Here is a 25903-nt window from a genome sequence, read left to right as displayed (position 1 = left end):
GGAGCGGGGGCGGGCGACACCGTAGGCTGGGGGCATGCGCCTCCACATCGCCGACCACCCCCTCATCGACCACAAGCTCTCCGTGCTGCGGGACTCCCGGACCCCCTCGGCGGTCTTCCGCCAGCTCGTCGACGAGCTCGTCACCCTCCTGGCCTACGAGGCCACCCGCGACGTCCGCACTGAGGAGGTCGAGATCACCACCCCCGTGGCCGTCGCGCAGTGCCGCCGCCTGGCCACCCCCCAGCCCATCGTGGTGCCGATCCTGCGGGCCGGCCTGGGAATGCTGGAGGGCATGACACGCCTGCTGCCCACCGCTGAGGTCGGCTTCCTGGGCATGAAGCGCGACGAGGACACCCTGGAGGTGGAGACCTACGCCAACCGCCTGCCCGACGACCTCTCGGGCCGCCAGTGCTTCGTCATCGACCCCATGCTCGCCACCGGCCACACCCTGGTGGCCGCCATCGACTACCTCCTGGAGCGCGGGGCCCGCGACGTCACCGCCCTCTGCCTCATCGCCGCCCCCGAGGGCGTGGCCACCCTGGAGGCCGCGGTCGGCCAGCGGGCCAACGTCACCGTGGTCACCGCCGCCGTCGACGAGCGCCTCAACGAGCACGCCTACATCGTCCCGGGCCTGGGCGACGCCGGCGACCGCCTCTACGGCATCGTCGACTGACCGCCGGCTGCAGCCGGCTCGACGACGCCGCCCACCGACCGCCTCCAGCGGCCCACCCGGATTTCTTACGCGCCTTGTCCGCGAGCGCCATCGCGGCCCTCGAAGCGCGACCATGCGCGGATCCAGGCAGGGTGCCGGGTCGGGCGACGCACCCCACCGGTGGCTGCCCGCTCAGCCTTGTCCAGCAGGTCCTCGATGACGGCGTCGTGCAGCGGCGCCACGAGCACCGGGAACAGGAGCCGCATCACCCCATGAGCCCGCCCCAGCAGGATGTGCCGCACCCGGCAGCGCCGCTCACCCAGTGCCTCCACGCTGAGCTCGTGGATCCCCGCGATGCCCGTGGTCCGGTGGAACAGGAAGCGCACCCTCCTGCCGGGCTCGTACTCCACCACCCGGTAGCGGATGGCGCCGTGACCGCCATCGGCCCCCACCGCGAGCGGGCGATCCAGCACCATTGGCACCCAGCGCTCGCTGGGCCACAGCCGGTCCCCCTCGCCGCCCAGCCCATCCAGCAACGGGGCCAGGTCCTGGGCTGGGGCGTTGATCGTGCGCTCATGAATGCTGCGGATCATCGACATACCTCCGTCAGAGGAGTGGTGGCCCCCATACTACGCGGATCGGCCAGACGCGGGCGGGCTCGGGGCGGTATCGCGGCGGGCTCACCGGCCCGCGCAGCCGCCGGTCCGGGCCTCGTGCAGCACCCCGGTGCAGGCGGCCCGGTAATCGACCTCGACCACCGCGGCTGTCGGCCCACCGCCCGCGCTACCGGCGATGACCACCGAGCTCCCGGCCACCGACCGCCCCTGCCTGGGCTCGACGACGTAGCCGGGCAGGTCCAGATCCTCGGCGTCGGCCGTCACCGTGCAGCGCGTCCCCATGGGGAAGACCCCCTCGACAACGGTCGGGGCACCCGAGCCCCGGGCACTGACCGTGCCCTCCTGGCCGTCGGTGCAGGTGTAGTCCAGCAGGTAGTCGCGCACCAGCCCCGCCGGCGCCCCGGTGACGCGCACAGAGACCTGCAGGTCGCCAGTGCGCACCGCCTGCGCCCGGGCCGGGATCACCACAGCCAGGAGCACCACCATCACTCCCACGAAGGCCACGAGTGCGAACCGGTGCCTATCCAGCACTCCCCTCAGGCGGGCAGTCAGTCCCATCAAGCCGCCGCTTCCCTTTCTTCCACTCCTGCCCGCGACACACCATCAGCGGGAGGCAGAGGCTATGCCCGCCCGTGGGCGCCCGGCAATGCGCCCAGGCCACTCGTTCCCAACTCTTGACTCAACCGTGACGGCTTCATGACCCCAGGGCCCGGCAGCGGCCGCAGACCCTCGACGCCGTCACACGCCCGCTACATAAGAAAACACTAAGCCTGGTCTCGGGAGGCCCTGCGACAGGGCCGAAACACTGGGTGGCATGAACAGCGCACGCCGCATTCTCGCCCTCGCCGTCGTCATGCTCGTCCCCGTCCTGCTGGCACTGGCGGCGGAGAGTCTGGCCTTCATGCCGGGCCCGCCCCAGGCACCCGACGTCGTCCACCTCAGTGGCGGCGCGCAGGGGGGTTGAGCGCATGTCCGATCGCACCACCCCCGCGCAGGCCCCCACACCCCGGAGAGCCGACGGCTCCCGCATCCCCGCACGGCTGCGCATCGTGGCCTGGATGCTGTTCGTCGTGGCCCTGGGCCTGGTGACCATGGTCGTCTCCGTGCGCTCCACCCTCATGGCCGACATTGCCCAGAGGGCCAACGAGGAGGTGACCCAGGAGGTCACCGAGCTCCAGCGCTTCGCCGCCACCGGGCTCGATCCCGCCACCTCCAAGCCCTTCACCTCCACCACCAGCCTGGTAGAGGTCTTCCTGTCCCGCCAGCACTTCGCCGAGCACGAGTCCGTCGTCGTGGTCAACCACTCCACCGGGAAGGCGGAGCAGCTCTCGGGGGAGAACACCCCCCGGCTCGACCTGAGCCTGTCCGACCCCCTGTTCACCCAGATGATCCAGTCCCCCTCAGGGGCCACCGAGTACGGCAACGGGGAGATCCGCTGGGCCCGGGTCGAGCTCCAGCCGGAGGATCCCCAGCAGCACCTGTCCTTCATCGCGATCAGCTTCACCGGGCCGCACGTGACCACGCTCAACTCCACGATCTGGCTCATGGCGGGTATCGGCGCCGCCGTCCTGGTCCTCACCGGGCTCATCGGGCTGCTCGTCTCCCGGCAGATCCTGCGACCTCTGCGCGCCCTGGGGGAGGCGGCCCGCTCCATCACCGAGCAGGACCTGACCCACCGCCTGCCCGTGCACGGGCGCGACGACATCGCCGCCCTGACCTCATCCTTCAACGGGATGCTCGACCGACTGGAGGAGGCCTTCACCGGCCAGACCCAGTTCATCACCCGCGCGCACAGCGAGCTCGCCGAGCCGCTGAGCACCATGGACGCCCAGCTGGCCGCCGCACCGGCCACCGCGCAGGCCCGTGAGCAGCGCGCCACGATCGCCGGGCTCCTGGGGGTGCTGGAGGATCTGCACACCCTGGCCCAGGCCGAGCGCCGCGATTTCGTGCACCCCGATCAGCAGGTCGAGGTCCTGGAGCTGGCCGGCACCCTGCAGGCCGACCTGGAGGCGCAGGCCCCCGGGCGCTGGCGCCCCCAGGTCCTGGCGGCGGGCACCGCCGCCCTCGATGCTCAGCGCATCCGCCAGGCCGTCTCCCACCTGGCCCGCAACGCCCTCCAGCACGGGGGCACCGGTCCCCTCCGGCTGCGCATCGCGCCGACGACGGACAGCTACGGCCGCAGCGGCCTGGAGATCTCCGTGACCGATGCCGGCCCCGGGGTGCGCACCGAGGACGTCGACTGGCTCTTCGAGCGCTTCACCCAGGAGGAGGCCGGCTCCCGGCGCCGGGGCGCCGGACTGGGCCTGGCCATCGTCCGCGCGATCGCCGACGCCCACGACGGCACCGTCTTCATCAGCTCCGCTCCCGGACAGGGAGCCACGGTGGGGATGCGCATCCCCGCGGGCCCGGCCTGGTCCCTGCGCCGTCACGACGACGCCGCGCCTGCGCCGTCGGCCTCGGTCTCCTCGCCCCTGAGCCCAGGGGGCGCCTCATGACGACCCTGGAGACCCTGCCGCTCTCACTGGCACCGAAGGAGGCCGACCAGGAGCCCCGCGCGCGGAGCATCCCCTGGGGCCGCATCCTGTCCGCCACGGTGGCCCTGGCCCTGTGCGCGGGCATCGCAGTGGCGCATGCGCTCTCCCCCGAGGGCCCCTCCCTGCCGGCCTCCATCACGCTCATCGTCTTCGTCCTGGCGGTGTGGGCCTGGGCCTTCACCAGGCTCGATGACACCTATGTGTCGCTGGGCGCGGGCACAGCCCTGGTACTCAGCGGCTCGCTGAGCCCCAAGGAGCTGTTCTCCAGCCTCGGGGATGACACGATCTGGCTGCTCGTGGCCGCCTTCGTCATCGCCGTGGGGGTCACGGCCTCGGGCCTGACCGCCCGGGCCGCCGCCTGGCTGGTCACCGGCACCGACCGGCCCCGCGTCCTGTTCCATCTCATCACCGCAGCCATCGTGGGCACGGTCTTCGCGGCTCCCTCCACCTCGGGGCGGGCGGCCCTGCTGCTGCCGGTGTTCGTGGCCATTGCCAGGGCGCTGCAGGCCCGGCCCCAGGACAGCGGCCGCCAGCGCCGGGCCCGAGCCCGTCTGGTCCACGCCCTGTCCCTGGTCTTCCCCACCGTCATCCTGCTCTCGGCGGTCGGCTCCTTCCTGGGCGCTGGGGCGCATCTGGTGACCGCGCATATCGTGGCCGCGGCCGGGAGCCGGGACTTCTCCTTCGCCAGCTGGCTGCTGCTGGGCCTGCCCCTGGCGGCCCTGTCCAGCCACCTGGCCACCGAGCTCATCCTGGCCCTGTTCACCCGCCGCGCCGACATGCGCCAGCGCATCAGCATCGCCATGGAGGACCTGGCCGCGGGCTCCGCGACGCCGCTGACCGGCCCCCTGACCCAGGTGGAGAACCGGGCGGCCCTCCTGCTGGGCACCGTGGTGGTCCTGTGGTGCACCGAGTCCCTGCACGGCATCGACCCGGCGATCGTGGCCCTGGTGGGGGTCCTGGTCACCGCCCTGCCCGGGTACGGCGCGGTGTCGCTGAAGAAGGCCCTGGGCAAGGCGCCCTGGTCGCTGCTGGTGTTCATGGCCGCGACCCTGGCCATGGGCGACGCCCTGGTCAATACCGGCGCGGCCCAGTGGGTGGCCTCCACCGCCTTCACCGCCCTGTCGATCAGCTCCCCGTGGCCCTTCATGGTGGCCGTGGTCCTGCTCTCGACGGCGGCCCACCTGGTCATCCAGTCCCGCTCGGCGCGCTCGGCGGTACTGGTGCCGATCGTGGTGGCGCTGGCCCCCGCCGTCGGCGTCGACCCGGCGGCAGCGGCCTTCGCCTCGACCGCGGCGGCGGGCTTCTGCCACACACTGCCCTCCTCGGCCAAGCCGGTGGCCATGTTCGCCTCCGCCGAGGAGGTCGAGACCTTCACCCCGGCGGACCTGAGGCGCCTGTCGCTCATCCTGGGCCCCGCCATGGCCCTGCTGGTCCTGGCATGCAGCGCCTGGCTCTGGCCGGCGCTGGGCCTGGGCTGGTAGCGGACCCGGCCCAGCTCGCCCACCCGGTGCCCCGGCCCGGCACCCTCAGCGTCATGCCCGATGTCATCCACCAACCGAACCACCGCCCGAGCCCACCCCTGACCACCGACCGAACCGCATCTGATCCTGACGCATCCACGACCGCTCGAACCACGGGAGGATTCCATGTCCACGACCATTCCCACACGTATCGTCATCGCCCCCTCGGGCTTCAAGGAGAGCATGTCCCCCGAGGAGGTCTGCCAGGCGGTGGCCCGCGGGGTGCGTCGGGTCCTGCCCGGCGCCGTCGTCGACGAGCTGCCGCTGGTCGACGGCGGCGAGGGCTCGGCCGCCACGATGGCCCGCGCCACTGGCGGCGAGCTGGTGGCGGCGCGCGTGACCGGACCGGTGGGACAGCCCGTGGCCTCCCACCTGGCCCGGCTCGGGGGCGCCTCGACGGGCACCTGGCTCATCGAGATGGCGGCCGCCGCCGGGCTGCGCCTGGTGCCCGCCGATGTGCGCGACCCGGGCGCCACCACCACCCGCGGCGTCGGCGAGCTCATCACGGTGGCCCTCGACGCCGGGGCGCACCGCATCATCATCGGCTGCGGGGACTCGGGGACCTGTGACGGCGGGGCCGGGGCGCTGGTGGCCCTGGGCACCCGACTGCTGGATGCCCAGGGGCGCGAGGTCGAGCCCACCGGCAGCAATCTGGCCCGGGTGGATCGCATCGATACCTCGGGCATGGACCCCCGCCTGGCCAGCACCGAGATCCTGGTGGCGGGCAATATGCACAATCTCCTGACCGGGGAGCGGGGGGTGGCCCGGGTCTTCGGCCCTCAGAAGGGCGCCACTCCCGAGCAGGTCGAGGCCCTGGATGCCGGGCTGGCGCACTGGGCTGGGCTGCTGGCCGGCGCCTTCCCCGAGCAGGTGGGGGGACGCGACCTGCTGACCGGCCCCGGTACGGGGGCCTCGGGCGGCCTGGGGGCGGGGCTCGCGGCGGGCACCGGCGCCCAGCTGCTCTCCCGGTTCGAGGTGTTCATGGATGCCGAGCGCTGCGGCATGGATGTTGACGGGCTCATCGCCCAGGCGGATCTGGTGCTCACCGCGGAGGGGGCGGTGGACTTCCAGACCCCCCGCGGGAAGATCCCGGCCGAGGTGGCGCGCCGGGCCAAGCGGGCGGGCAGGCCGGTGATCGCCCTGGCGGGCACCATCGGCCGGGGGGCCGCGGATGTCCATGCCGCCGGGATCGACGCGGTGGCGGGGATGATCCCGGCGCCCATGGAGCTCGGGGAGGCGGTGGCCCGGGCGGAGGAGCTCCTGGCCGACGCCACCGAGCGCACCCTGCGCCTGGTGCTCCTGGGCGCCGCCATGGCGGCCTGAGCCGCGCCCACCCCGCCCGTTGCACATCTTCAGCCGTGACGCCGACGCATCCATGCGGAGAAGTCGGAGTCACCACCCCGCAGGGGGCCTGAAGATGTGCAACAGCGGGAGGAGCGGCCCTCAGAAGGCGGGCAGGACGGAGCCGTCGGTCCAGGTCTCCTGAATGAAGGAGCGCACCTCCTCGCGGTTGAGCAGCTCGGCGAGCTTCTTGAGGTCGGCGTTGTCCTTGTCCTCCGTGCGCACCACCAGCTGGTTGACGTAGGGGCTGTTCTCCGCCTTCTCCAGCTCCAGGGCGTCCTTGCTGGGCACCAGGCCCGCCTCGATGGCGTAGTTGCCGTTGATGACGGCGGCGTCCGCATCCTGCATGGAGCGGGCCACCTGGGCCCCATCAACGGTGGTGAAGGTGAGGTTCTTGGGGTTGGAGGTGATGTCGGTGTCGGCCGGCTGCTCCACGGCGGCATCGAGCTCGATGAGCCCGGCCTGGGCCAGGAGCTTGAGGCCACGGGCGGTGTTGGCCGGGTCGGAGTTGAGGATGATCTCGCCGCCCGAGGGGATCTCATCCACCGAGGCGACCTTGGAGGAGTACAGGCCCAGGGGCTCGATGTGGACGTCGGAGATGGCCACGAAGTCGAAGCCCTTGTCCTTGATCTGCTGGGCCAGGTAGTTGGGGGTCTGGAAGAAGTTGGCGGCCAGGGAGCCGTCATCAAGGGAGGTGTTGGGCGTCTGGTAGTCGTTGATCTCCACGATGTCCAGGCTGATGCCCGATCCCTCCACCAGATTGTCCTGGACGAACTGGAGGATAGTGACGTGGGGCTGGGGGGAGGCGCCCACGGAGATGACCGAGGTCTCGCCCTCCTTGGTGATACCGCTGACGCCGGAGTCCGAGCTGCAGGCGGCCAGGGTGGCGCCGACGGCGGCGACCAGGCCGACGGAGAAGGTGCGGCGGGGGATGGTTGCGGACATGGGGGTTCCTTTCAGGGCTGGGTCTACTGCCCGGGCCGGTGCGATGACATGGGCGGGCGCCCATCGCCGTCGGGCGGGGTCGGATGCGTTGAGGGTCGTGATGGTGCTGGGCCGGTGCCTGCGGCTCTCCGGCTGGCGGGCGCCTCAGCGGTGGTCCACCAGCCGGCTGAGCATGTCGCCGACCACCTGGATGGCGGCGACGATGAGCAGGATGAGCACGACGGTGATGATCATGACGTCGAGCTGGTAGCGCTGGTAGCCGTACTGGATGGCCAGGTCGCCCAGGCCGCCACCGCCCACGGCCCCGGCCATGGCCGAGTAGCTGAGCAGGGTGATGATGGTGACGGTGGCCGCCTGGATGAGGGTGGGCAGGGCCTCTCGCACGAGGACACCCCAGGTGATCTGGCGCTCCGAGGCGCCCATCATGAGGGCCGCCTCGACCTTGCCGTGCTCGACATTGCCCACCGCGGTCTCCACCAGGCGGGCGTAGAAGGGGATGGCCCCGATGGTCAGGGGCACGCAGGCCGCCTGCCAGCCCAGGGAGGTGCCGACGATGAGGCGGGTCAGCGGGACGATGGCCACCATGAGGATGATGAAGGGCATGGAGCGGCCGATGTTGACCAGCTGGGAGAGCACCATGTTGATGGTGGCATTGGCGTGCAGCCCCCGCTTGCCGGTGGCCACCAGCGCCAGTCCGAGCAGCAGCCCGAACAGGATGGTCAGCGCCCCGGAGACGAAGGTCATCTGGAGGGTCTGGGCGGTGGCGAGCCCGAGCTTGCGCTGAATGACCGGGTTGTCGAACCAGGTACCCGAGTTCTTGGCGGCCCCCAGGAGGAGCCGGGATGCCAGTGGGGCTGTGGTCGTCAGGGCACTCATGAGCGGACCTCCGCGGTGACGCCGGCGTTGCGCAGGGCGGTGATGGCGCCCTCGACGTCGTCAGTCGGGACGGTGATGGCCAGGCGGCCGATCTGGGCGGTGCCGATGGTCTCGAAGACCCCGGCGGCGATATCGCCGCCGAGCTCGGCCACCATGGACATCAGGGCCACCGCGGCGGGCTGGCCCGGGTGGGCGGTGATGGAGACGTCGATGACGCCGTGGCCCTGGGTGACGGCACCCTCGGGAACCGCCGGGAAGGGGACGATCTCGCGTGAGAGCCGGGAGTCGACGTCCAGGACGACGTCCTCCAGGCGCCCGCCCTCGATGATCCGGCCGGCGTCCAGGAGGCTGACGGAGTCGCAGACCTGGCGCACGACGCTCATCTCGTGGGTGATGATGATGACGGTCAGGCCCAGGGTGTCGCGCACGTCCTTGATGAGGTCGAGGATGGAGCGCGTGGTCTCGGGGTCCAGGGCGCTGGTGGGCTCGTCGCACAGCAGGACGGCGGGGTCGTCGGCCAGGGCGCGGGCGATGCCGACGCGCTGCTTCTGGCCGCCGGAGAGCTGGGAGGGGTAGGAGCCGCCCCGGTCGGCCAGTCCGACGAGGCTGAGCATGTGCGAGACGGTCTGGTGGCGGCTGCCGTGGGGCACGCCCGCGAGCGCCAGCGGGTAGGCGATGTTCTGGGCGGTGGTGCGCTGCTCCAGGAGGTTGGCGTGCTGGAAGACCATGCCGATGCGGCGGCGGGCCTCGCGCAACTCGCGGGAGGACAGGGCGGTCATGTCCTTGCCCTCGACGTAGACGTGCCCGGAGGTGGGCCGCTCCAGGGAGGTCAGGCAGCGCACGAGAGTGGACTTGCCGGCCCCGGAGGTGCCGACGATGCCGTGGATGGCGCCCGGGGCGACATCGAGGCTCAGGCCGTTGAGGGCGTGCACCGGATCGCGGCCGCGCAGCTGGTAGACCTTGTGAACGTCGCGCAGGCGGATCGTGGGCTCGGGCGCGCCCCCTCCCGTCACGCCTTGAGGCCCGTCGCCGGGACTGCCGGCATCAGCGGCCGGGCCGGGCGGGTCGGTGCTGTGCTCGTCTACGGGTGTCTGTGATCGGCTCACGCGCTCCTCCATCGGTCCTGGCGGAAGCACCCTCACCGCGAAGGGGGTTGCTGCAGCGTCGTCGAGCCAGGTCTCTCGGCTGCTCTGGATGGTCGGGTACAAAGTACGCAGAGGGGAGCGGGCCAGGCAACTCGCCGCCCCGCCAAGGGACGAAGGTCACGCTCGCGCCGGGGGTGGCGACCCGCATCCGCACGATGCGTCCCGAGACCTCGCCCGGCGATGCCTCTCAGCGCTGCGCTCACGACGCCGCGCGCAGCATGAGCGGGCAGCACGGCCGGGCGGCGGGGCACCGGCGGGCCGGCGATACGCGGGGGCCGTCGGCACGTGCTTGGATGGGCCCATGAGCACCGCCTCCGGTCCTTCCGCACCTGCCGCCCCCGCCCCGCCGCCTCCACCGTCGAACCCCTTGGAGTCCGTGGACATCCTGGGGGAGCCGTGGGTGGCGCGGCGCATTCCTGTGGCCGAGTCGCCCCAGGCGCCGGGCGCCGACCATGCGGTCCTGGTCCACCAGCGCGCCGCGGGCGCCCGCCACCGGCGGGCCGTGCTCTACCTGCACGGGCGCAGCGACTACTTCTTCCAGACCCACCTGGCCCAGGCATACCTGGATGCCGGCTATGAGTTCTACGCCCTGGACCTGCGCTCCTGCGGCCGCGCGGGCGTGGGGCACCCCTCGCCCCATGACGTGCGCGACCTGCGCGTCCATGATGAGGAGATCGCTGAGGCGCTGCGCATCATCGGCTCGGAGCACGGGCACGCCTCGGTGGTGCTCAACGGCCATTCGACCGGCGGGCTCCAGGCGGCCATCTGGGCGGCGGATCATCCCGGCAGCGTGGAGGCGCTGGTGCTCAACTCGCCGTGGCTGGACCTGCCCGGCTCGGCCCTGGTGCGCTCCTACGGGTCGGCCCTGGTGGACCTCATCTCGCGGCGCGACCCTGAGCGCGCCATCGATGAGCCGGGAGCGGGCCGCAGGGACAAGCCCCACGCCTACGTCGAGGCCCTGCACCGGGACTGGTCGGGCGAGTGGGACTGGGACCTGGCGCTCAAGCCGCTGGAGTCCTTCCCGGTGCGCGCGGGCTTCCTCGCCGGGGTGCGCCGCCTGCACCGCGAGGTGCACCACGGCCTGGGCATCGCGGTGCCGATCCTGGTGTGCTGCTCGACGGCGTCGGGGCCGGACAACCCGACCCTGGAGGAGGCCCGGACCACCGATGTGGTGCTCTCCGTGGAGCAGATCATCGAGCGCGCGCCCTTCCTGGGCGATGACGTCACGCTCCGCCAGATCCCGGGCGGGTGCCACGACCTGGCGCTCTCGCCCCGCCAGGCGCGCGAGGAGTACCTGGAGGCGGTGACCGCCTGGCTGCGGGCCCGCCTGGGCTGAGGGCCCGGCCGTGCCTCTGGGGCCCGGCTACTCCTGGGACTGCTCCTGGAGCAGGGGCGCCAGGGCGGCGCTGACGCTCTCGACCACCTCCAGGGTGTCGAGGAAATCGGCGGTCGTGCCGTACCAGGGGTCGGGCACGTCGAGGTCCTGGCCGCCCTGACCAGGGGCGGCCTGGGGGTCGAAGGAGCGGTACATGCGGATGCGGGAGGGGTCCGTGCCCAGGCGCTGCGCGCGACGGGCCAGCTCGCGGTGGTGGCGCGCAGTCATGGCCAGCAGGAGGTCTGCGGTGAGGATCTCGGCGTCGGTGATGCGGTGGGCCCGATGCTCCCCGATCGTCTGCGCCGCGGCGCCAGTGGTGTAGCCGGCCTCGCGGAGCACGGCGCGGGCACGCGAGTCCATGGGGTTGCCGCGCTCCTCATCCGAGATGCCCGCGGAGTCGACCTGGATCCGGTCCAGGGCGCCCAGGGCCTCGAGCCGGTCGCGCAGGACGGCCTCGGCCATGGCGGAGCGGCAGATGTTGCCGGTGCACACGGCGATGACCCGGTAGGGCCGGCGGGGCGCACCGGGCTCGGCGGTGTGGGGCTCGGGCAGGCGGGTCGTGCTCATGGCCCCATCGTGCCCTGCACCCCGCGCCGCTGCACATCTTCGGATCGGGGGCTGACGGGATCATGCGGGAAAGTCGGAGCCTGCGCGCTCCTGCCCCCTTGAAGATGTGCAGTAGGGTGCCGCCATGTCTGATACCCCCAGCACTCCCGATACTCCCGGTGTCCCCAGCCGCACGCCCTCGGCGATCGACGCCGTCGCCGAGCAGCATGTCTCCCGGCTGGCGCGCCTGTCCCCCGAGTTCGCCACCACGGCGGGGCTGCCGGGGCCCCGCGGCGCCCTGGACGACTACTCCCCCGAGGGCCTGGCGGCCCTCGATGATCTCAACCGCGAGACCCTGGCCGCTCTCGATGGCCTGGAACCCGCCGATGGGGTCGACGCCGTGACGCTGGCGGCGATGCGCGAGCGCCTGGGCCTAGAGCGCGAGCTGTCCCAGGCCGGTGAGGACCTGCGGGCCCTGAACAACATCACCTCGGCGGTGCAGGCCCTGCGTGACCACTTCGACCTCATGCCCACCGGCACCGCCCAGGACTGGGAGCACATCGCCTCGGCCCTGGCCGATGTGCCCCGGGCCCTTGCGGGCTACACCCAGTCCCTGCGCCTGGCGGCCTCCCGCGGGGATGTGGCGGCCAGGCGCCAGGTGGAGGCCTGCATCGCCCAGGCCGAGGACCAGGCCGGCCAGGCCTCCTCCTACGCGGCCCTCATCGAGGGAGCACCGGACGATCTGGAGGCCCCGCTGCGCTCGGCCCTGGACTCCGGGGCGCGGGCGGCCCGGGGGGCCTACGCCGATCTGGCCTCCTTCCTGGCTGAGGAGCTGGCCCCGCAGGCGGGGGCGCAGGACGCCGTGGGGCGGGAGCGCTATGAGCGCTTCTCCCGGGAGTTCCTGGGCGCCCGGATCGATCTGGATGAGACCTATGAGTGGGGCCGGGCCCGGCTGGCGGATATCGATGCCGCGCAGCGGGCCATCGCCGAGGACCTCTACGGCCCGGGCACCACCGTGCGCGAGGCCATGGAGCGCCTGGACGCCGACCCCGCGCGCACGCTGCACGGCACCCAGGCGCTGCAGGCCTGGATGCAGCGCACCTCCGATGAGGCGATCGCCGCGCTCGACGGCGTCCACTTCGACATCCCCGCTCCGCTGCGCGCCCTGGAGTGCCGGATCGCGCCGAGCACCACGGGCGGCATCTACTACACGGGGCCCTCGGATGACTTCTCCCGCCCGGGCCGCATGTGGTGGTCGGTGCCCAAGGGCACCGAGGAGTTCTCCACCTGGCAGGAGCGCACCACGGTGTTCCACGAGGGGGTTCCCGGCCACCACCTGCAGGTGGGGATGCAGACCTACCTGCGCGAGGAGCTCAACACCTGGCGCCGCCAGTGCTGCTGGGTCTCGGGGCACGGCGAGGGCTGGGCCCTGTACGCCGAGCAGTTGATGGCGGATCTGGGCTTCCATGAGGATCCGGCTGATCGCCTGGGCATGCTGGACGCGCAGCGGCTGCGGGCGGCGCGCGTGGTGCTGGACATCGGGGTGCACCTGGGCAAGCGCCGTCCCCCCGAGCTGGCGGCCCTGGAGGGCGTGGGCGAGGGCGTGTGGGATGAGGGCTCGGCCTGGGCCTTCCTGCGGCACAATGCGGCGATGAACGAGTCCTTCCTGCGCTTCGAGCTGGACCGCTACCTGGGCTGGCCGGGACAGGCCCCCTCCTATGCGGTGGGTCAGCGGCTGTGGGAGGAGATCCGCGACGCCGCCCTGGCCTCCCAGGGCAGGGCGGGCCAGGCGGGCCTGAAGGACTTCCACACCCGGGCCCTGCGCCTGGGGTCGGTGGGCCTGGACGTCATGCGCGAGGCCCTGACCGCCTGAGGCGGCGCACCGCACCGGCCGGGCCGTCCCAACCGGCCGGTGCGGCCCCGGCCGGCCGTGCCCCGGTCACTGGTCCGGGCGCTCCTCGCGCCAGAACCCCTCGACGTCGACGACGCCGCCGCTGGCCTCGAAGTCCTCGATGACGGCCCGGCGCAGGGCGTCGTCGTGCAGCCAGTCCAGGGCGACGGCGGCCAGCCCGTAGGCGCCGTCGACGGCGGCCCGGTCGCCGGTGGCCGACCCGGCGGCCCGGGTCATCTCGCGGGTATGGAGGGCCACACCGGGACCGTCGGTGACCTTGATGAGGGGGTGGATGCCGGGGACGCGCTGGGAGACGTTGCCGAAGTCGGTGCCGGCGGCGATGGTCTCGGGCAGGACGCCGGCGGGCAGGGGCTCGCGGCCGCGCTCGCGCTGGGAGCGCACCCAGGCGGCCAGGAGGGGGCCGTTGTCGCGCACGGGCATCTCGTTGGAGTGGGGGTCGGTGGTGATCTCCACGCCGGTGCCGGTCATGAGGGCGGCGCCGTGGAGGAGCTCCTCGACGCGGGTGACGAGGTCCTTGAGGGTCTCGGGGTACTTCGATCGCACCATGATGGATAGTTCGGCGCGCTCGGGCACGATGTTGGGCACGCGCCCGCCGTCGGCGACGACGGCGTGGAGGCGGTCCATGGGCAGGATCTGCTGGCGCAGCAGGCCCAGGCCGGTCAGGGCCAGGGTGACGGCGTCCAGGGCGTTGCGGCCCATGAAGGGCTGGGAGGAGGCGTGGGCGGGCACGCCGTGGAAGGCGGCGCTCAGGCGGCGCACTCCCAGCCAGGTCTGGTGGGTGAGATCGTGGGCGTAGGAGTGGGTCTGGATGGCGGCGTCGATGCCCTCGAGCATGCCGCGCACGGCGAGGATCTCCTTGGCGGTGGAGTTCTCCTCGGCGGGGGTGGTCTGGAGGATGACGCGGCCGGGCAGGGTGCCGGGCCGCTCGGCCTCGAGGGCGGCCAGGGCCAGGAAGGCGCCGGTGGAGTTGGCGCACATGACGTTGTGGCCGCAGCCGTGGCCGATGTCGGGCAGGGCGTCGTACTCGCACAGGATGGCGATGGTGCCGGCCGGGCCCTGACCGATGCCGGCGCGCAGGGCGGTGTCCATGCCGTAGACGCCGACGGCGGGCTCGATGCCGTGGTCGCGCAGGAGGCCGGCGACGGCGGCCACGGCGTGGTGCTCCTGGTAGCCAGTCTCGGGGTGGTCGTGGATATCGTGGGACAGGGCCACGATCTGGGGGGCGAGCTGCTCGATGGCCTCGGCGAGGCGGGTGCGCAGGGGGCCTGGGGCGCCGGCGCCGTCCTGGAGCGCGGTGGCGGGGCCGGTGAGGCCGGCGCGCTCGGCGGTCTCGGCGGCCATGCGCTCCTGGATGGCGCGGCTGGGCGTGGTGGGGCGGGTGAGGTCGGTCAGGTTGCGCATGGGGCCATCATGCTCTCGCGCACCCCCCTTGCGGGAGGACCCGCCCTGGTCGAGCCGCTGCGGGCGCCGAGGCCGTGGCAGGGGCGCATGCGGTGCCCCACGCCCTGTGGCGGTGGGGCACCGCATGCGCGTTCAGTCGAACAGCGCCTGGCCGACCATGGTCTCGCCGTCCTTGATGCCCCGGGGGATGGCGAACAGGGCCGAGCCCCGGTGCTGGAGGTACTCCTCCAGGGCATCGGTCTGCGTCATGCGGTCCAGGATGGGATAGAAGTTGGTGCGCGGGTCGCGCACGAAGGCCACGAAGAACAGCCCCGTCTCCAGGCGCCCCAGGGTGTCGTTGCCCTCGGTGAAGTTGTACCCGCGGCGCAGCATCCGCCGCCCCTGGTTGCGCTCGGGGGCCACGACGGCGATATGGGAGTCCGCGGGCACCAGGGGCTCGCCCTCCTCCCCCACCGCCTCGTAGTCCACCGCGGTGAACTCCTCGGAGGAGGCGGTCGGGTTGACCACGCTCAGCGGCGCCCCGTAGCGCTTGTCCCGCCCCATGATCTGCTCCTGCTCGATGAGCCGGATGCGGTCCCAGATCTCGGCGAACATGTGGATCTTGCGGGCCACGTAGTAGGTGCCGCCCACCATCCAGTCCGCGGCCCCGTCGTCACCGGACTGCACCCACAGGTGCTCGTCGAGCTCGGAGGCCTTGTCCTCGGCCTTGATGTTGTTGGTGCCGTCCTTGAAGCCGAAGAGGTTGCGGGGCGTCTCCTGCTCCACGGAGGTCGAGGAGGTACGGCCGTAGCCGATCTGGCTCCACTTGAGGGTGGCGGTGCCGAAGGCGATCCGCGTGAGGTTGCGGATGGCGTGGACGCACACCTGGGCGTCATTGGAGCAGGCCTGGATGAGCAGGTCCCCGTAGCTCTGGCCAGCGCTGAGCTGCTCGTGGGCGAAGGTCGGCATGCCCTCATCGAGGATGGCGGGCAGCCTGCCGGCCAGGCCGAAGCGGTCCCGGCCCTCCTCATCGATGAACAGGCTCTTGCCGAAGCCGAAGGTGATGGTCAGGCCGTTGGGCTTGTAGCCCCAGACCTCACCGGTGTCCTTGGGCGGCATCTGCTTGTTCGCACTGGGCTCCCCGCCCACCAGCTCACCGGCGCACATCTGCTCGGCGGCCACCGTCCACTCGGTCAGCAGCTCCTTGAGCTCCTCGACCTCCGTGGTGGAGACGGTGAAGGCGGCGGTGAACATGTTGTCCTGGGCGGGGGTCAGGATGCCCGCCTGCCGCTCGCCCCGGAAGGGGTAGACGGTCAGGATCGTGTCCTCGGCGGCCCTCTCGGAGGAGACCCATGCCCGCCCCCCGGCCACGCCCGCCAGCCCCGCCAGCGCCGCCCCCAGGCCGGCGCTGGTGAAGATGGCGCGGCGGTTGGTCATCCGCCCCTCCGACGTCGCACCGCCCTGAGGGCCCTCATGCGCCCCACCGGGCTCACGGGGCTCCGACTGCGCGCCGCTCACGTCCTCCTCCTTCCCGCTCACCGCCGGCCTCAGTGCAGGACCTTGCTGGCCACCTGCGAGAGCGACTCGCTCAGGGCGTTGACGGCGTCGGAGAACTTGCGCTGCACATCGGTGTAGTCGGTGTCGGCGGGCTTCTCCCCGGCGTCCTTCTGGACGGCGGCGATCGCGGAGTAGTCCACGTAGGTGACCTGGCCCTCGGAGCTCTTGGACTCGTGGGGTGCGAGGAGGTCCTCGACGGCCTTGAACTGCTTCTCGATCGTGTCGGCGAGATCCGGGTCGTTCTGAACCACGATGTCCTTGACGTTGCCGAAGGCCACCTGGGCGCCCTCCACGTTCGCCTTGAAGTCGTAGAGGTCGGTGTGGGAGAAGGTCTCCTCCTCGCCCACGATCTTGGTCAGGGCCACCTCCTCCATGAGGGTGGAGGCGCCGGTGGCCACGTCGGTCAGCTCCAGCGCGAAGTCCTTGCCGCCGGCGCCCTTGATGTTGCCGTAGACCAGGTCGTAGAGGGACTGGGTGTCGGTGTTGAGCTGGTCGGCGATCTTCTTGCGCGCCGCGTCGTCGGCGAACTTGAAGGTGCTGGAGGCCTCCGTGATCCACAGGTCGGCCTCGATGCGGTGCCAGCCGGTCCAGCCCTCGATGACGCTGGCGTCGGTCACGGGCTTACCGGCGTCGTCCGCCAGGTCCTGGATGCGCAGGTCCAGGGCGGCGTCGAGGTCGCCGGCCTCCTCGATGCCGAAGGCCTCGGCGGTGGGCTCGATGCGCTCGTAGTACTGGCGGGCCAGGGGGTAGAGGGTCTTGGCCTTCTCGACATCGCCGGAGAGGTAGGCCTCGACGAACTCCTGGGTGGCGGTGAGCAGCTGGCCCACCTGGTCGCGCACGTAGGCCGTGTAGTTCTTGACGGCCTCCTCCTCCAGCTTGGCGATGTCGTCGCTGACGGCGATCTCCTGGCCGGGGGTGATGGTCAGCTCGGTGACGCCCTTGAGCTCGCCGACCATATTGGGCTTGGAGGCGCCGTAGTAGGTGCCCTCCTTCAGGGCGGTGGTCAGTGTGGCGGTGGTGCCGGGGCCGATGCTCTCCTGCTCGGAGACGATCTGGAGCTTGTCGTCGGTGAGGACCTCGAACTCGTTGGGGACGGTGCCCTGGTTGGTGATGGTGAAGGTGACCAGGCCGGCGGGGAAGGAGACCGGGGAGATCTCGCAGCCGTCGTCGGTGATGGTGACCGTGACGGCCTGGGCTGAGGCGGAGGCCGAGGCCCCCGAGCCGGTGGAGTTCCTGGGGTTGTCGGCGCAGGCGGCCAGCCCCAGGGCGGTGAGCGGGAGCAGGGTGAGCAGGCTGCGGCGCTTGATGCTCGGGATCATCATCGTGTCTTCCTTCGGTGAGAGGTGGATGAGGGGTGTTGCGGGGAGGTCCAAGGGGCAGGCGGAGGGTGAGTGCTGGCGGGCCGGGGGTGCCCTGCCTGCGGCTCAGGTGGAGGCGGCCTGGTCGGAGTGCTCGGCGGGCGCGGGGGCACCGGCCCGCTCGGCCTCGGGGGCGGGGCGCTCCTGGTCTGCGGGTCCCGCCGTCACGGTGCGCCGCGGGGGCCGGGTGCCGCGGATCTGGAGGGTCAGCATGATGAGGACGGGGACGATGTAGGCCACCCAGCCCGCCACCTGGAGGACGGTGGGCTGGAGGTTGACCTGGAACATGGCGTTGAGGACCACGTAGAGCCAGTACAGGGGGGAGCTCGGCGGGGGCAGGTGGGCGGAGAGGTCCCAGGCGTGGTTCATGATGCCCGGCAGGACGCCGGCCTCCTGGAAGTCGCCGACGCCGTAGGCGACGATCCCCGCGGCGACGACCACCAGGAAGTACCCGGTGACGGCGAAGAACAGGTGGAAGTTGATGCGCACCGCGCCCTGGTAGATGAGATAGCCCAGCACGATGCCCAGGGCGAGCCCGGTGACCACCCCCAGGGTGGTCTGGATGGTGGAGGTCTCGATGCTGGAGCGCACCGTGGCCCACACGAACAGGGCGGTCTCGACCCCTTCGCGCCCGACGGCGATGATGGCGATCCACACCACCCCCCAGCCCGAGGAGTGCTCGGCCAGGCTCCTGGACAGCGAGGACTCCAGCCCCTGCTTCATCTCCCGGGCATTGCGGCCCATCCAGAAGATCATCCAGGTGACCATGCCCACGGCGATGAAGGACAGGGTGCCGCCGAGGATCTCCTGGGCCTGGAAGGTCAGGGTCTTGGGCCCCCAGGTCAGGACCGCCCCCACGCTCAGGGGGATGAGGGCCGCCAGCCCGACACCGATCCACAGCTTGGGCAGCACATCGCGACGGCCCGTCTTGACCAGGTAGGCCACCAGGATGCTGACGACGAGGGCGGCCTCCAGGCCTTCTCGTAGGGCGATGAGCAGGTTGGCGAGGAACACCCGGCCTCCATGTCATATCCGAACAGTTACGAGCAAGGCAAGGCTAGCCTATTCTAGCGGGCGCCAACAAGCGGCCCCGGAGTAAGGCCGCCGGGGCGCCGCCTGCGGAGCGTCATTCCAGCGGAGTGGTCACGCATCAATAACCGTGAGACTCTTCATGCATCCATGGACCGGCCAACCGACTCCGCATAGGCCCGCATCGACATGACTCCCATCTTCGCGCCGCCACCATCCAGCCCCTCGCCCAAGGACCCCGGGTCCTCGCCGGCCGCATCCCCCGGCGGCACTGCGCAGGACGGCGCCGGGACCCTTCCCCCGGCACCCTCGGCACTGGGACAGGTCCAGCCCGCCCGCCCCAGGCGTCCCGCCCCCCGGATACGCCCCGGCAATCTCCCACCGGCGCGCAGAAGAAAGCGCAGCGGCAGGCGCAAGGCACTCGTGGGCGGCGGCGTCGTCCTGACCATCGTGGCCCTGGTCCTGGGCGGCGGGTGGATCTTCACCCGCTGGGCCGACGCCCAGGACTACCGCCATGAGCCGGGCCTGGCCGCCAGCATCGACCTCTCCACCCTGAGCGGGCCCGAACCGGTGGCCTTCACCTCCTCGGGCCGCACGGTGCTCTCCGCCGGGGGCCGCAGCATCATGCGGGTGGCGCACGACCATGGCGAGGCCCTCGTCGCGCTGGGCGGCTCATCGACCACGACCCTGCCCCAGTGGGTCACGCCCCTGCCCGATGAGCTGACCGGGGCGGACCTGAACTGCACCGCCAGCAGCGGTGTCCTCGACTGCGGCGCACAGGTGCAGCTGGACCTCGGCACCGGGGCCTACACCGATCCACCGCCCCTGACCACACCTCCGCCCACCGCCGCTGCCGAGGACGACGCCGACGTCACCAAGCCCCCGCCCGCGGCCCCGAGCACACCCTCCGGCGACGAGGCCGCCCCCTCGGTGCGCCTGGGCGAGACCTCCTCGGATGAGGCGCCCATCATCAGTCCCTCGGGAGCGGTGACGACCTCCGACGGCACCGCCATCGCGGGCCTGACCCTCGACCCGCTGGCGCCCACATGGGCGGCCCAGGCCAAGGTGGCCCGGCGCGTGGGGGCCTTCCGGATCCCCGGATCGCAGGCGGCCTGGGTGATCAGCGACGGCACCACCCTGGCCGCCGTCAAGGGCAAGGAGCTCCTGTGGAGCCGCCCACTGCCGGAGGGCGCCGCGGGCCTCAACGGGCTCGGCGGTCAGGACGAGCCCTCCTGGCTGGTGATGGGCGGCACGCTCATCATGGCCCAGTCCGACGGCGTGGTGGCCACCAGCATCGCCGATGGCACGCAGACCTGGCAGATCACCACCCCCGTCACCTCCTGGCTGCCCAGCAAGGACAGGATCCTCATCGCCAACAATGGGCAGGTCGCGCTGCTCTCGCCGCAGGAGGGCCTGCCCCGGGCCGACGACATCGCACCCTCCGCCCCCGTTGCCGCACCGGGCCTGGACACCCTGGGGGAGGCCACCCTGGACATCCCCGCCGACTGCGCGCCCGTGGGCACACCCAGCCCCGAGGGCACCACCAGCTCCGCGACGTTCGTGGGCGGTGTCGCCACCGCCGAGGCCACCGGGGAGGCCGAGGCGCTCGGCGCCCCCGCCTCGGTCACGATCACCTCGGTGACCCCGACGACCATCGCCGGCAAACCGGTGGCACTGGCCACGCTGTCCTGCAACGGTGGGGGGAACACCGCTCGCAGCACCGTGGCCGCCTACGGCCAGGACAGCTCCTACATGGGCTCCCTGCCCAGCGGCCAGCTCGACGCGATCGGCCACACGCCCAACCTGCTCATCGAGAGCCTCCACGCGGTGGGCTCAACGGTGTTCTTCCACGTGCCGGGCATCCAGATGGCCGGAGACCAGGACTGCCAGGCCTGCGCCGGCAGTGCCACCGCCACGGCCACCGCCCAGTGGAACGGCTCCGGCATGGATGTGGTGGATGTGCTCTATGACACCCCCGCGGGCGGTCTGCGCATCCCACCCCTGCCCGACGTCCAGGCCTTCTACGACGCCATCGCTGCCCAGGACTACACCACGGCCAGTCAGCACGCCGATGACAAGCTGCTCGGCGCCCTCAACCAGCAGGTCACCAACCCAGCGGCCGAGGGCCAGTTCACCCTGCGCACCATGCAGTTCCCCAAGGGCGGCACCGTCACCGGCTGCTCGCTGGCCGGCCCGGGCACCATCACGGTGGGGCAGGGCACTGTTGCGGCCACGGGCGTCCAACCCGGGGAGATCATCTGCGCCGTGAGCTCGGAGGATCCCGCACTGCCCTGGCTCCACCCCACCCAGGATGCCAGCGGCGCCATCTCCTACACGGTGTGGATGGTTCTCACCGCAGGCACGGATGGCTCCTTCGAGGCGGTCCGCTTCGAGCGCGCCGGGGCATAGCCCCGAGCCCATCGAGTCAGCCCACCGCCTCAGCCCGCCGAGCCCTCCCGCTGCCTGAGCCCGGCGTTGGCGCGCTCGACGTCGAGCCGGGAGAGAAGCAGCAGGATGACGGCGGTGGCGGCCAGGGGGAGCCACACGTACATGACGTAGAGCATCTGGATGGCCGAGGCCGGCTGGGCCTCAGCCCCACCGATGTACCCACTGGCCGCCAGGAGCCATCCGGACAGGGCGGTGCCGATCCCCCCGCCCACCTTGACCCCCAGGGAGGTGCAGGAGAACATCAGCCCGTCAATGCGGTGCCCGGTGCGCAGCCGGGTGTGCTCGGAGGCCTCGGCGATGAGCGCATTGAGAGTGCCCTGCAGCGGGCTCATCCCGATCGAGGCCAGGGCGGAGAAGGCGAGCATGAGGGGGATGCTGCCCATGTAGGCGGCCACGACCACGCCCAGGCGCCCGAGGACCGCCACGGCGTACCCGGCGATGTTGACCCGGTACATCCCCCCGGTACGGCGCACGACCACCGGAGTGGCGAGCAGCCCGACGATGAGGGGGATGTTGATCGCCCAGGCGAAGATCCCCAGCAGGTCGGCATCGCCCAGGACATAGGTCATGAAGTAGATGCCCATGTTGAGCATTGCGGTGAAGACCTGGGTGAGCAGGAAGACCACGAGGATGATGAGGTAGTACTTGTTGCTCAGAAGCAGGCGCACCGACTGCCTCAGGCTGAGCCGCTCCTCATCCGCGCCCTGGGCGCCCCCGTCCTGCTCATCGAGCTCCTCGGGGGGCAGCTCCGTGACGCTGAGCACCGACAGGGTGTTGACCGCCAGGCCGATGACGGCGTAGATGATCGCCATGGCGCGCCACCCCTGCGCCCCGCCGCCGAGCATCTCCACGCCCTGGACGGTGATGGACTGGATGAGCAGGCTGGTGCCGAAGGCGAACATGAATCGGATGGAGCCCATCTGCACCCGCTCCGCGCTGCTCTTCGTGATCAGTGCCGTCAGGGCCGAGTAGGCGATGTTGTTAGCCGTGTAGAACACGGAGTTGAGCAGGGTGTAGGTGATGAAGAACCAGGCGTACTTGGCGCCCTCCCCCAGGGCCGCGGGGATGGCGAAGAGCGCGATGATCATCGCCGCGCAGCCCACGAATCCCCACAGCATCCACGGCCGGGCCCGGCCCATCCGGGTGCGGGTCCGGTCCAGGAGCCGGCCGAAGATGATATCGGAGAATCCGTCGAAGACCCGGGAGACCATCATCAGGGTGCCGATGATCCCGGGGTTGAGGCCGGCAGTGTCGGTCAGGTAGATCATGAGGAAGGCCGACAGGAGCGCGTACACCACGTTCCCCGCCACATCCCCCGACCCATAGCCGACCTTGTTGTACCAGCGCAGGTAGGTCGTCTCAGTGCTGTCAGTCATTGCTCACCTCGTTGTGCGTGTGCTGGTCCATGACGGCGGGCACCAGCTCCAGGGCCATGCCCAGTTCCTCGTCGTCGATCCGGTATTTCTTTCGCAGCGCGGGCCCGCAGCTGTTCGAGCCGATGCCCGCCATCGCCCCGTCGAGGCACAGCACGGTGCTGCCCGACGGGGTGAGCTCGGTATTCCGCCTGCGCCGGGCCAGTTCCTCCTGGGTGTAGGGCGAGGCGTTGAAGGAGAAGGGCGAGCGGCCCACAGCGCTCAGCGAGGTCCGTGGGCCGCTGAGGGTCACGTAGTCGCAGTCGGCCCGGCTGCCGCCCTCCTGGGGGCGGATGCAGTCCGGCGCCATCTCGGCGATATCGGAGAGGAACTCCCCGTGGTAGCCGGCACGGCGCTTGTCGGCATAGCTCTCGTGGGGGCCCAGCCCGTAGTAGGAGACCCGCCTCATGGACTCGGGCAGGAACAGGCGCAGTCCCAGGCGCGGCAGGGGCGGCAGCTCCTGGTCCCGGCGCGCCCGCAGTTCGACGCCGATCGAGCCGTCAGCCCTGATGACCCACACCGCCGCCACGCGCAGGATCGGCTGGATCGAGGGCGCCACCATGGCGATGTCGCTGCGGATGATCACCTCGGCCTCATGCTGCTCGACCTCGATGTCATAGGCGCGGGCCCGGGCCAGGTGGTAGAGGGCGCGCTCCCACTCCTTCCTCATGTGCCGGTCGTTGTCGGTGGGGGCCCGCCAGAGGTTGATCTCCATGGGGCGCTCCAGCAGCTCAATCCCGCCGACCCGCAGCGCCTCGGGCAGCCCGGTGCGGGTGTCGAGGGCGCATGAGAACCACTCGCCGGCGATCTCGATCCTGGGGCCCTGACGGCGCACCCGCAGCCGGCCCCGCGGGGCGGGGACGTCATCGAGGCGGGCCAAGACCCGGTGGCGCGGGTCCGCATTGGCCAGGGGAGCCTCATCGAAGCCCAGGGGGTGGCCGGGCTCCAGCAGGGGATGGTCGGCGATGAGCCGGTAGCGCAGCAGCAGATGGCAGCGGCCCGAGGCGGGCACGGCCAGCGGGCAGGGGATCGTGACCTGGGAATGCGGGGGCACGGGCCCCCCGGGCTCCAGGGCGCCGCTGTCGACCACTTGGCCATCGCGGCGCAGCTCGTAGTCGATGCGCAGGTAGTCGGTCATATCGGTCATGTCGAGCTCGTTGCGGATGGTCACCTCCCCGCGCTCCTGGTCCAGGCCCACGAGGCGGGCGGGGCGCTGGACGTTCTTGAGCTCGGCCAGGCCGGGGTGGGGGCGCCTGTCGGGATCGACCAGCCCATCGAGGCAGAAGCCGCCGTCATGGATGTCCTCATCGTGGTCCCCGCCGTAGAGGTAGACGCGGCCCGCCCCGGTCCCGCCCCCGGCCACGGCGTGGTCGCACCACTCCCACACGAAGCCCCCGCAGAGCCGGTCGTGGGCCATGATGAGCTCCTGGTAGTCCTCCAGGTCGCCGGGCCCGTTGCCCATGGCGTGGCTGTACTCCACGAGCACCAGGGGCTTATCCGGATCCGATGCCAGGTAGTCCTCGATCTCCTCCAGGGCGGGGTACATGCGGCCGTAGAGGTCGATGCCGGAGTAGTCGTAGCGGCGCTTGGAGTCGCGGTAGTAGGCGCCCTCGTAGTGGGTCAGGCGCGTGGGATCGAAGGACTTGACCCAGGCCAGGGCCCCCTCCAGGGTGCACCCGTAGGCGCACTCGTTGCCCGCCGACCAGGCGATGACGCTGGGCCTGTTCTTCTCCCGGTGGACGCACAGGCGCACCCGGTCCACGGTCGCCTCGGTCCACTCGGGATTGTCGGCGATGAGCTCGTTCCAGTGCTCCACCTGGTTGTCCCAGGAGGGGTCGGCCAGGAAGCGGGCCTGGGTCCCGTGGCTCTCATTGTCGGCCTCGGACATGACGTAGAAGCCGTACTCGTCGCACAGCTCGTAGAAGCGGGGGTCGTTGGGGTAGTGGGCGCTGCGCACGGCGTTGATGTTGTGCCGCTTCATGAGCGCCAGGTCGCGCCGCATGTGGTCCAGGTCCACCGCGGGCCCGGTGCTGGGGTCGGAGTCGTGCCGGTTGACGCCGCGCAGGGTCAGGGGTCGGCCGTTGAGGCGCACGACGGCGTCACTGACCTCGATCCGGCGCAGTCCCACCCGGTCGGTGATGGCCTCCTGCGGGGTGGTCAGGGTCAGGGTGTAGAGGTGGGGATCCTCAGCGCTCCACAGGTGAGGATCCTCGACGGCCAGGGCCACCCGGTGGGTGTAGTGGGGATCGCCGTCGAAGGACTCCAGGGCGCCCCGGGCCACGACCCCGCCCTCGTGGGACAGCTCCACCCGCGTGGGAGCCGCCCCGCCGCGGAAGGCCGCGCGCACCTCGACCTCGGCGCTGCTCGGCTCAGCCCCCGGCCCCAGGGTGGTCGTGGTGGCGTAGTCGAAGACCATCGCCTCGGGGCGGGACAGGAGGTAGACGTCACGGAAGATGCCACTGGTGCGGAACTTGTCCTGATCCTCCAGGTAGGTGCCGTCGCACCACTTGAGGACCAGGACCGCCAGGCGGTTGGCCCCGGGGACCAGGTGCTCGGTGATGTCGAACTCGCTGGTGGCGTGGGAGACCTGGCTGTAGCCGAGGTAGTGGCCGTTGAGCCAGGCGTAGAAGCAGGAGTCGACGCCCTCCAGGACCAGGTGGGTGCGGGGGGCCTGGGGGCAGGGGGTGTGCTCGAAGTCCCGGAGGTAGGCCCCGCAGGGGTTGTCCTGGGGGACGAAGGGGGGATCGAGGGGGATGGGATAGCGGACGTTGGTGTACTGGTGGTGGTCGTAGCCGAGATGCTGCCAGGTGCTGGGCACGGGGATGGGGGCGAAGCCCTCGGTGGCGGCGCCGGGCTCCCAGAAGGGCTCGGTCAGGTCGTGGATGCTCGGCAGGTAGCGGAAGGCCCACTGGCCGTTGAGCATCTGGATGCGGTCGGAGGCGGCCCGGGCCTCGGGCCCCGGGTCGATCGTGGTGGAGGCGGGCAGGTAGTAGGCGCGTGGGGGCAGGGTGTTCTCGTGGAGGACCGCCAGGTCCTCATAGTGCCGGGGGACGATCATCGTGCTGCTCCATCGGATAGGAGGACATCGCGGCCCAGCGCCACGATGTTGACGTCAACATAACGATGACTTCTAGCCTTGACAAGGCTTTCTCCACAGGTAATCCGGTTTATGTTAACGTCATTACAGCGCTTCTCCGAGTCTGCCGGTGGGCCTGGTAGCCTTCCCGGCATGGCAACGGGAGGGGAGGCGCGGCGC

The 25903-nt window shown here is 71.4% G+C and carries 20 protein-coding genes and 1 riboswitch; of the genes, 8 read left to right on the top strand and 12 right to left on the bottom strand.

Annotated elements, in window-relative coordinates:
• Positions 1 to 34 precede the first annotated feature (34 nt).
• The gene (gene upp, locus MANAM107_RS06100) at positions 35 to 673 is read left to right on the top strand and encodes a uracil phosphoribosyltransferase (protein WP_223912476.1); all 639 of its coding nucleotides are present in this window, start codon (positions 35 to 37) and stop codon (positions 671 to 673) included.
• A gap of 65 nt (positions 674 to 738) precedes the next feature.
• On the opposite strand, the gene MANAM107_RS06095 is transcribed toward upp, so the two are convergent.
• Both MANAM107_RS06095 and MANAM107_RS06090 read right to left on the bottom strand, forming a co-directional pair.
• The gene (locus MANAM107_RS06095; RefSeq protein ID WP_223912474.1) at positions 739 to 1245 is read right to left on the bottom strand and encodes an SRPBCC family protein; all 507 of its coding nucleotides are present in this window, start codon (positions 1243 to 1245) and stop codon (positions 739 to 741) included.
• An 87-nt stretch (positions 1246 to 1332) separates the two neighbouring features.
• Positions 1333 to 1827, bottom strand: coding sequence for a DUF5979 domain-containing protein (locus MANAM107_RS06090; protein WP_223912472.1), 495 nt, complete (start codon positions 1825 to 1827; stop codon positions 1333 to 1335).
• Between the two features lie 256 nt (positions 1828 to 2083).
• Between MANAM107_RS06090 and MANAM107_RS06085 the strand changes: the two genes are divergently transcribed.
• From MANAM107_RS06085 to MANAM107_RS06070, 4 genes are all read left to right on the top strand, one after another.
• Positions 2084 to 2233, top strand: coding sequence for a hypothetical protein (locus MANAM107_RS06085; RefSeq protein WP_179900767.1), 150 nt, complete (start codon positions 2084 to 2086; stop codon positions 2231 to 2233).
• A 4-nt stretch (positions 2234 to 2237) separates the two neighbouring features.
• Positions 2238 to 3764: a sensor histidine kinase gene (locus tag MANAM107_RS06080; RefSeq protein WP_223912470.1), complete on the top strand. Its 1527-nt coding sequence runs from the start codon at positions 2238 to 2240 to the stop codon at positions 3762 to 3764.
• Positions 3761 to 5284: an SLC13 family permease gene (locus MANAM107_RS06075; protein WP_223912468.1), complete on the top strand. Its 1524-nt coding sequence runs from the start codon at positions 3761 to 3763 to the stop codon at positions 5282 to 5284. The genes MANAM107_RS06080 and MANAM107_RS06075 overlap by 4 nt, the downstream gene beginning before the upstream one ends.
• Before the next feature lie 165 nt (positions 5285 to 5449).
• Complete coding sequence (locus MANAM107_RS06070; RefSeq protein WP_223912464.1) at positions 5450 to 6646, top strand: glycerate kinase; 1197 nt, start codon at positions 5450 to 5452, stop codon at positions 6644 to 6646.
• Between the two features lie 120 nt (positions 6647 to 6766).
• Here MANAM107_RS06070 and MANAM107_RS06065 read toward each other — a convergent pair whose 3' ends face one another.
• From MANAM107_RS06065 to MANAM107_RS06055, 3 genes are all read right to left on the bottom strand, one after another.
• The gene (locus tag MANAM107_RS06065; RefSeq protein WP_223912461.1) at positions 6767 to 7609 is read right to left on the bottom strand and encodes a MetQ/NlpA family ABC transporter substrate-binding protein; all 843 of its coding nucleotides are present in this window, start codon (positions 7607 to 7609) and stop codon (positions 6767 to 6769) included.
• Between the two features lie 144 nt (positions 7610 to 7753).
• Positions 7754 to 8485 carry a methionine ABC transporter permease gene (locus MANAM107_RS06060; protein ID WP_223912458.1) on the bottom strand — a complete coding sequence of 244 codons (732 nt, stop codon included), beginning with the start codon at positions 8483 to 8485 and terminating at the stop codon, positions 7754 to 7756.
• Positions 8482 to 9498, bottom strand: a complete 1017-nt coding sequence (locus MANAM107_RS06055) for a methionine ABC transporter ATP-binding protein (RefSeq protein WP_373314085.1) — start codon at positions 9496 to 9498, stop codon at positions 8482 to 8484. The genes MANAM107_RS06060 and MANAM107_RS06055 overlap by 4 nt, the downstream gene beginning before the upstream one ends.
• Before the next feature lie 98 nt (positions 9499 to 9596).
• Positions 9597 to 9686: riboswitch (SAM riboswitch) on the bottom strand.
• A gap of 245 nt (positions 9687 to 9931) precedes the next feature.
• Here MANAM107_RS06055 and MANAM107_RS06050 point away from each other — a divergent pair.
• Entirely contained in the window at positions 9932 to 10966 is a 1035-nt protein-coding gene (locus tag MANAM107_RS06050) for an alpha/beta hydrolase (RefSeq protein ID WP_223912452.1), read from the top strand.
• A 27-nt stretch (positions 10967 to 10993) separates the two neighbouring features.
• Here the strand turns inward: MANAM107_RS06050 and MANAM107_RS06045 are convergent, their stop codons facing one another.
• Positions 10994 to 11572 carry a low molecular weight protein-tyrosine-phosphatase gene (locus tag MANAM107_RS06045; RefSeq protein ID WP_223912449.1) on the bottom strand — a complete coding sequence of 193 codons (579 nt, stop codon included), beginning with the start codon at positions 11570 to 11572 and terminating at the stop codon, positions 10994 to 10996.
• 124 nt (positions 11573 to 11696) lie between these two features.
• On the opposite strand from MANAM107_RS06045, the gene MANAM107_RS06040 reads away from it, so the two are divergent.
• Positions 11697 to 13424, top strand: coding sequence for a DUF885 domain-containing protein (locus tag MANAM107_RS06040; RefSeq protein WP_223912446.1), 1728 nt, complete (start codon positions 11697 to 11699; stop codon positions 13422 to 13424).
• Between the two features lie 66 nt (positions 13425 to 13490).
• Here MANAM107_RS06040 and MANAM107_RS06035 read toward each other — a convergent pair whose 3' ends face one another.
• From MANAM107_RS06035 to efeU, 4 genes are all read right to left on the bottom strand, one after another.
• Positions 13491 to 14864, bottom strand: coding sequence for an amidohydrolase (locus MANAM107_RS06035; RefSeq protein WP_223912443.1), 1374 nt, complete (start codon positions 14862 to 14864; stop codon positions 13491 to 13493).
• 132 nt (positions 14865 to 14996) lie between these two features.
• Positions 14997 to 16361, bottom strand: a complete 1365-nt coding sequence (locus tag MANAM107_RS06030; RefSeq protein WP_223912441.1) for a Dyp-type peroxidase — start codon at positions 16359 to 16361, stop codon at positions 14997 to 14999.
• 29 nt (positions 16362 to 16390) lie between these two features.
• Positions 16391 to 17716 (bottom strand): iron uptake system protein EfeO, encoded by a 1326-nt coding sequence (efeO, locus tag MANAM107_RS06025; protein ID WP_223912898.1) that lies wholly within the window; start codon positions 17714 to 17716, stop codon positions 16391 to 16393.
• A gap of 108 nt (positions 17717 to 17824) precedes the next feature.
• On the bottom strand, positions 17825 to 18772 hold the full coding sequence (gene efeU, locus MANAM107_RS06020) for an iron uptake transporter permease EfeU (RefSeq protein WP_223912438.1): 948 nt from the start codon (positions 18770 to 18772) through the stop codon (positions 17825 to 17827).
• A 204-nt stretch (positions 18773 to 18976) separates the two neighbouring features.
• On the opposite strand from efeU, the gene MANAM107_RS06015 reads away from it, so the two are divergent.
• Complete coding sequence (locus MANAM107_RS06015; RefSeq protein ID WP_223912435.1) at positions 18977 to 21196, top strand: hypothetical protein; 2220 nt, start codon at positions 18977 to 18979, stop codon at positions 21194 to 21196.
• A 29-nt stretch (positions 21197 to 21225) separates the two neighbouring features.
• On the opposite strand, the gene MANAM107_RS06010 is transcribed toward MANAM107_RS06015, so the two are convergent.
• Both MANAM107_RS06010 and MANAM107_RS06005 read right to left on the bottom strand, forming a co-directional pair.
• Entirely contained in the window at positions 21226 to 22611 is a 1386-nt protein-coding gene (locus MANAM107_RS06010) for an MFS transporter (protein WP_223912432.1), read from the bottom strand.
• Positions 22604 to 25705, bottom strand: coding sequence for a glycoside hydrolase family 2 TIM barrel-domain containing protein (locus MANAM107_RS06005; RefSeq protein WP_223912429.1), 3102 nt, complete (start codon positions 25703 to 25705; stop codon positions 22604 to 22606). Before MANAM107_RS06005 ends, MANAM107_RS06010 begins: the two co-directional genes overlap by 8 nt.
• Positions 25706 to 25903: the final 198 nt, after the last annotated feature.

Source organism: Actinomyces capricornis (assembly GCF_019974135.1).
GTDB classification, from domain to species: Bacteria; Actinomycetota; Actinomycetes; order Actinomycetales; family Actinomycetaceae; genus Actinomyces; species Actinomyces capricornis.
Note: the sequence above shows the minus strand (reverse complement) of the source record. Positions and strands in the feature narration are given on the sequence as shown.

Bases quoted from the DNA above. Each gene is read 5' to 3' on its own strand.
- MANAM107_RS06040 (WP_223912446.1), top strand. From the start codon at position 11,697: ATGTCTGATACCCCCAGCACTCCCGATACTCCCGGTGTCCCCAGCCGC.
- MANAM107_RS06080 (WP_223912470.1), top strand. From the start codon at position 2,238: ATGTCCGATCGCACCACCCCCGCGCAGGCCCCCACACCCCGGAGAGCC.
- MANAM107_RS06065 (WP_223912461.1), bottom strand. From the start codon at position 7,609: ATGTCCGCAACCATCCCCCGCCGCACCTTCTCCGTCGGCCTGGTCGCC.
- MANAM107_RS06005 (WP_223912429.1), bottom strand. From the start codon at position 25,705: ATGATCGTCCCCCGGCACTATGAGGACCTGGCGGTCCTCCACGAGAAC.
- MANAM107_RS06035 (WP_223912443.1), bottom strand. From the start codon at position 14,864: ATGCGCAACCTGACCGACCTCACCCGCCCCACCACGCCCAGCCGCGCC.
- MANAM107_RS06095 (WP_223912474.1), bottom strand. From the start codon at position 1,245: ATGATCCGCAGCATTCATGAGCGCACGATCAACGCCCCAGCCCAGGAC.
- MANAM107_RS06075 (WP_223912468.1), top strand. From the start codon at position 3,761: ATGACGACCCTGGAGACCCTGCCGCTCTCACTGGCACCGAAGGAGGCC.
- upp (WP_223912476.1), top strand. From the start codon at position 35: ATGCGCCTCCACATCGCCGACCACCCCCTCATCGACCACAAGCTCTCC.
- MANAM107_RS06050 (WP_223912452.1), top strand. From the start codon at position 9,932: ATGAGCACCGCCTCCGGTCCTTCCGCACCTGCCGCCCCCGCCCCGCCG.
- MANAM107_RS06085 (WP_179900767.1), top strand. From the start codon at position 2,084: ATGAACAGCGCACGCCGCATTCTCGCCCTCGCCGTCGTCATGCTCGTC.
- MANAM107_RS06015 (WP_223912435.1), top strand. From the start codon at position 18,977: ATGACTCCCATCTTCGCGCCGCCACCATCCAGCCCCTCGCCCAAGGAC.
- MANAM107_RS06045 (WP_223912449.1), bottom strand. From the start codon at position 11,572: ATGAGCACGACCCGCCTGCCCGAGCCCCACACCGCCGAGCCCGGTGCG.
- MANAM107_RS06060 (WP_223912458.1), bottom strand. From the start codon at position 8,485: ATGAGTGCCCTGACGACCACAGCCCCACTGGCATCCCGGCTCCTCCTG.
- MANAM107_RS06090 (WP_223912472.1), bottom strand. From the start codon at position 1,827: ATGGGACTGACTGCCCGCCTGAGGGGAGTGCTGGATAGGCACCGGTTC.
- MANAM107_RS06070 (WP_223912464.1), top strand. From the start codon at position 5,450: ATGTCCACGACCATTCCCACACGTATCGTCATCGCCCCCTCGGGCTTC.
- MANAM107_RS06010 (WP_223912432.1), bottom strand. From the start codon at position 22,611: ATGACTGACAGCACTGAGACGACCTACCTGCGCTGGTACAACAAGGTC.